Raw genomic sequence first — 1,923 nt, 5'->3', positions numbered from 1 at the left:
TACCGATACTAAAAATGCCTTAATTCCTCAGTATGCGGTCACCACTCAACAATTTACTGAGCATGTCGATTGGTTGCAAAAAAATGGCTTCCATTTTATTACCGTAGACCAGTTAATCCGTGCTCATCAGGGCAAGGCAGCACTTCCAACCAAGCCAGTTTTATTAACTGTAGATGATGGTTATCAGTCTTTTTACCAAAATGCGTATCCTGTTATTAAGGCTAAAAAAATCCCAGTGGTACTTGCGGTAGTGGGTTCATGGTTAGAGCCAAACGCAGGGCAGACAGTCGATTTTTCGGGTGAAGAAAGTCCACGTGATAAAATCTTAAGCTGGGGTGAGCTCAACGAAATGCAAGATAGCGGGTTTGTTGAAATTGCAAGCCATAGCTATCATTTACACCGCGGTATTACAGGCAACCCGCAAGGGAACTCTGAACCAGCGGCAACGACACGTTTTTATGATGTAAAAACTAAAACTTATGAAAATGACAGCCAATATCAGACTCGTATTTATAATGATTTAAAAAAGAATAATCAGCTACTTAAAGAGCATGGTATACGTTCACCACGTATTATGGTGTGGCCATATGGTCGCTATAATATGCAAACGGTCCAAATTGCTAAAAAGCTTGGTATGCCAATTACCATCACGCTTGATGATGGCGCAGATCATGCGAAACAATCTCTACAAAATATGAGCCGTATTTTGGTAGAGGGCGGAATGAGTACTAATGATTTGGCTCAAGAGATTAAGAACCGTGAATTAAACTTAACGGATAACAACCGTCCGCAAAAAATCATGCATATTGATCTCGACTATATTTATGATCCGGATCCGCAACAACAAGAACGAAATTTGGGTCACTTGTTAGATCGAATTAATGCGATGGGTGTAAATACAGTTTATTTGCAGGCATTTTCAGATCCGGATGCTAATGGTTCTGCCGATATGGTATATTTCCCGAACCGTCATATCCCAATGCGTGCGGACTTGTTTAACCGTGTAGCATGGCAAATTCAAACTCGTACGCCTGTAAGCCGTATTTATGCTTGGATGCCTTTATTGGCTTGGGAATTACCAAAAACTGATCCGGTATCAAAAGATTTAGTCGTGACAGAGCAGGCAAAAGCTGGTGAACACCTAAATATGGGTTATATCCGTTTAAGTCCGTTCTCACCTCAGGCTCGCCAAACTATTCGTGAGATTTATCAAGATTTGGCCAAGTCAGCGTCTTTCAATGGAATTTTATTCCATGACGATGTCACATTATCTGATTATGAAGATGCAAGCCCAGATGCATTAAAAGCTTATGCGAAACAAGGCTTACCAACAGATTTGGCAAAAATCCGTAAAAACGATCAGGATTTGCAAAAATGGACTGCATATAAGACAAAATATCTAGATGATTTTGCAATGCAACTTGTTGAAGACGTGCGACAATATGAACCGTTCTTGCTTACAGCTCGTAACTTATACGCGCAAGTTGCCTTAAAACCATATGCGGAAAACTGGTATTCACAATCGCTTGAAGAGTCATTAAGACGCTATGATTTTACGGCTATTATGGCAATGCCTTATATGGAGCAGGTCGATAACGCCGATCAATTTTATAAAGACATGATTGATCGCGTGAAAAAATATCCAAATGGCATTAAGAAAACAGTTTTTGAGCTACAGGCAACAAACTGGCGCAACAACGAAAAGGTACCGTCAACAGAAATGGCAGCAACAATTCACTCACTTTATCAGCAAGGTGCAATGCACGTTGCATACTATCCAGATGACCCAATCAAAGATCATCCGGACGTGAACGTGATGCATAAAGCATTTGCTGAAAAACCATCTCGTCTTGTGCCATAGGCGAGGCTGAAACATGACAATCTTTGCTGCTATATGGTCGCATGCCTTAAAATTCGTTTTCT

Annotated in this window: 1 protein-coding gene; it reads left to right on the top strand. The window is 40.7% G+C overall.

From position 1 onward, the window contains the following. A partial coding sequence (gene pgaB, locus VXQ92_RS16315) for a poly-beta-1,6-N-acetyl-D-glucosamine N-deacetylase PgaB (protein ID WP_416682534.1) occupies nt 1-1,861 on the top strand: 1,861 nt, incomplete at its 5' end. Nucleotides 1,862-1,923: the final 62 nt, after the last annotated feature.

The sequence above is a fragment of the Acinetobacter sp. 228 genome, from assembly GCF_048147885.1.
The sequence above is the reverse complement of the archived record's forward strand: the minus strand, read 5'-3'. Positions and strand labels throughout refer to the sequence as shown.